Below are 4,471 nucleotides of genomic sequence, written 5' to 3' on the forward strand. Positions count from 1 at the left end.
GGGCACGATGCTCGGGTCGAGCACGTCGTTGCCATCCGCCTCATCGACTTCGGGCCGGGCCAGCTTGGCGTTGGTGGTCTCGCCCACGCGGAAGTCCAGTCGTCTCGATGGCTGTGGTGCCATGCCGTCGCGCTCGACCTGATAACGCGCCGTGACATAAGTGTTGACGTTGGCGTCAATGATCTCCTTCGATACAGTGAACTCGAGCGGCACGGCGACGTCTCTTACCGGCAGCCAATTCTCGTATGCCCCGCCGCTCGCCGAGCTGTCCCAGTAGACGCGCACCACATCGCCGACCTCGATGCCGGGATAGGGCTGTACGCGCATCCTGGTGCCGGCCGGCACATCGGCGGGATCAAGCACGCCGTCGACGATGCCGTCGACTTCCGGCGGCGGCAGGGCGAATTCCCCCGCGACGTTCAGGTGCACATGCGGCGACTCCAGCAGTGCCCGGACCGATGCCGTGTTTATTCTGTAGTAGACCTCGACATTGCCGCCGGCGAGGATGTCAATATGCTCCGCCGGGACGATGAACTCCATCGGTTTGCCGACCATATTGCCTTCGACCATCTTCATTTCCATGTACAGTTTGGGCACGCCGGTGGCGGTGGTGCCTTTCCAGTACAACGTAATCTCGTCGTACGGCGCCATCACCGTGTATGGCGGCACCAGCACGTGGGCGCCGTTCGTGGTGTCGTCGGGATCCAGTGTGCCGTCCTGCGCCTCCACGACCTCCGGCGGGGCGAGTTCCAGTGCCGTGCCGATCACATCGATGACGGTGCGGCGCGAGCGGCCCTTGTCGGCGTTGGCGGGGTCTTCGACCGTATACGAGACGGTGGCGACCCCCTGCGCGATGGCGGCTGCGGCCGCATACGGCACCGTGAACGCGAGATCCGCAGCCCCCTGGACATTCTGCGTTTCCTGGTAAGGCGGGACCGGGGTACCCTCGGCCGTGCGTCCATCCCAGGTCAGCGTGACGCGATCATCGACGACCATGCCGTTATTGGGGGGGACGGTGACCGCCACATCGCGTCCGCCCAGATTGTCCAAATCGAGTTGGCCATTTTCGGCATCGACCACGGTCGGCGGGTCGAAGACGGTGATGCCGATGTCGACCTCGACGGTGGCGGGCGGAGCCCACAGCGACCAGTTGTTGACGACGTCGCGGATCCAGTAGGTTACCGTAAGGTTGACGGCGTCTCCGGCGTGCTCGATGGTCTCTCGGCCCACCGTGATCACAACATCCTGCCCGATCTCGCCCGGGTCGCCAATGGTCACGATCGGCAGGTATACACCGCCCCAGGTGAGTTGGAGCCGGTCGCCCAGCGACATGTGTTCCCACGGGGAGATGGTGACATCCACGCCTTGCGCGGCCTCGTCATCGCCGATCAAATCGAACTCGACCTCGGGCGGCGCGAGATTCTCGTTGATCATGTCCGTGATGGGGTCGGGGTCGAGCCCGCCGGGCGGCGTGAGCTTGACGACCACGGTGCTCCCGCGCGAAGGTATGACATCGCCGGAGAAGACCAGTTCGACGTCGTACCACACGCGGGCAGTGCCGACTTCGCCCTTGACGAATTTGATGTCGCCAGACCGGACGGACAGGGTGACGAAACCGTTGTCGTTCTGCTGCACGACATAGAACGCGACCGGCACCGGATTCGGATCGGTGCTGTCGCTTTTTTCCCAATACAGCCGGAAGACGTCGCCGGCCACCATGTCCCGGTATGGGCCGGCCAATACATCGATGGAGCGGGTATCGTCGGCGATGTCGATCAGTCCGATGCCGCCGTAGGCGTCACTGACGGGGATGGAGGGGGCAGGCAGGTCGTCGAACGTCTCGCCATCGCGCCCCCTGCTGCGGGGGCGGGCGCCGCCGTAGGACGGCCAATTCGTGACGGTGGCGGGAGGGTTGGGCGCTACGATTGCGTCGGACGAGTTCATGGAAGTCTCCACTGAGAACGATCGGGACGGCATCGGCCGAAACGCCGTCCGGCGAGAACGACAGCTGGGAGTCCATCAAGCCACGTGGCGGCGAACACGGCAACTGACAGAGTTGACAGGTCCGGCGGCGCGGGGCGCCCGACCTGCGTTCCGGTTGCGCGGCCCTAGGCAGTTTCCAGGATGGCGCTGGCGGCCTTGGCGCGCGCGCGGTTGATCCTGAGTGCATGTCCGCGCGAAGCCGGCGTGGCCTGGTACGAAATTTTGCCCCTCAGCGGCCAGATCTCGGCGTTGTCCCCGCCGCCACCCGCTGTGCCCCATGCCACCACGCGCCGGTCGGTGGTCAGCGCCACGAACGCTTCGGTGTTGGCGTAGACGGCGCGAACGTCGGTCAGTTGCGCCGCGACCGGCGTGGTATCGCCGCCCCTCAGCGGGTCGCCCCATGCCACCACGGTGCCGTTGCGGCGTGTCGCCGCGAACGCCCCGCCTGAACCGGTCACCTGCACGATGTCGTCCAGGAGCGCGATGTCGGTGGGCATCTTGCCGCCGGCATTAGGAGAGCCCCACGCCACCACGTGGCCATTGGCGCGCCTTGCGCAGAAGGCGCCCCAGGTGGCGCTGAGTTCAACGATGTCGCTCAGTGTCTTGATGTCGTCGGGCACGATATTGTCTTGATAGGTGGGGTTGCCCCAGGCCATGACATGGCCGTCACCGGTGCGCACGGCAAAGACGTGGGTCGAGGCGCACATCTCAAGGATGTCGTTGCGCACGGCGACGTCGCCGGGCACGGTGGCGCCGTAGTCCGCCCTGCCCCAGGCGACGACATGGCCGTTGCCGCGCAGGGCCAGGAAGCACGTGCCATTGCCGCAAACGTCGACGATGTCGGTGAGCGTGCCGATGTCCGGCGGGACCGTGCCGCCCGCGTCAGCGTTTCCCCAGGCCTTCACCTGGCTGATCTGGCCAGCGCCGTGGATGAGCGCGAAGGCGGCACCGGCCGCGACAATCCGCTTGACGTCACGCAAGGCGCCGATGTCCGGCGGCACCGTGACGCCGTGGGTAACTGAGCCCCATGCCGCCACACTACCGTTGGTCAGGCGCGCGGCCATCGCGCCGAAGTTCCCCACGACCGCTTCCGCGTCCATGTCATTCGGCACACCCGATCCCCCTGTGTCGGCGACACCCCAGGCGACGACGCGGTGGTTGATGCGTCTGGCCGAACAGGCGCTCGAGGTCGAAGTCACTTCGACGATGTCGTCCATGGTGATGATGGTGGACGGGATATCGCCGCCGTTGGTGGCGTTGCCCCAACCATACACGTTGCCTGCGTCGAGATGGGCCACGAACGCGGCAAGGTCGGCCGTGGTGCTGTCCGAGCCGGTGCCGATGAAGTTGGCCGGGTTGATCGTGCCCTCGTCGGTGGCCGAGCGTACCCGCAGCAGCAAATGCGGCTGCGTGTCGCGGAACGTCGTGCCGGCCGTCCAGTTCGTCTCGCCGTCGTATTGCCATTCGGCGCGCAGCGGCGCGTGGGTCTGCCGGTTCAAGGCGCTCAGGTAGCGCGGCGCGCTCGATGCACGGTACATGCTGCGGTTAAAGCGCGCGCCCATCACGAGCAAGTCGCCCGAGCCGAGTTCGCGCCTGACATCGTAGACCGATGGCGGCGATTCCTCGTCGTCGGTGAGGGCGCGATCGATGGCATACTCGAGCGTGACGGTGCCGCCCACATTGGCTTGCACGTAGCGCAGCGCGACGGTTTCGGTGAGGTCACGGCCGACATCCTCCGGCCTGATTGTCCTGCTCACCGTGGTGGTGCCGTCGTCTTCCGAGCCGGTCCATTGGATGATAACGACGTCGCCGGCCCGCAACCTGGCCGCTACCGGGATGCGCACGGTGGCGCCGCCCGGCATGTCGTCGGGATTGAGGAGGTCATTGGCGGCCTCGTCGACCGACGCCGCCGGCAAGGCGGGCTGTACGACCGCCAGATCGAGCACCTCTGAATCGGCAATGACGTTATCGTCGTGCTCGACCCGATACGAGACCTGCACCGTGGTGCCGTCGTTGGGCTTGACCTTGGCATACGGCACGGTGAACCGGATCGGATGGCCGACGTCGTTGCCGAAGAGAAGCTTTTCCTGCGTATCCGAGCCGGGTTCGCCGGCGCCCTGCCATTCGAGCACGACCGTGTCGCCGGCTTGCATGAGGCTGTGCCACGCGATGACGACCTCCGCACCGTTGGGCGCATCGCGTGGATCGAGCACGTCGTTGACGGCTTCGGTGACCGTCGCTTTCGGCAGCGAGGCAGCGGTGCGGTTGACCTCCAGCGTCAGCGGTATCGACGGCTCGGGCGGCCCGCCGGCCGCGCGCTGCAGCACGTAGTCGAGCGTGACGGTGCCGTTGATGTGCGGCAAGATGTTGGCATGCGGCACGACTCTGGTGAGATCCTTGCCCACCATGCTGCCCGAGACGGGCAGCGTGTAGGTGTATTCGCCCGCGCCGGTGCCCAGACCCCAGCGGATCTCGACACTGTCGCCGG

1 protein-coding gene and 1 pseudogene are annotated in these 4,471 nt (G+C 66.2%); both read right to left on the minus strand.

Annotation, left to right across the window (positions count from 1 at the left end):
* Positions 1–1,944: pseudogene (locus PTE30175_RS27875) on the minus strand (hypothetical protein); the annotation flags it as partial.
* A 164-nt stretch (positions 1,945–2,108) separates the two neighbouring features.
* On the minus strand, positions 2,109–4,471 hold a 2,363-nt coding region (locus PTE30175_RS28420; RefSeq protein WP_420819687.1), incomplete at its 5' end, for an RCC1 domain-containing protein.

The sequence above is a fragment of the Pandoraea terrae genome (assembly GCF_902459695.1).
GTDB lineage: Bacteria > Pseudomonadota > Gammaproteobacteria > Burkholderiales > Burkholderiaceae > Pandoraea > Pandoraea terrae.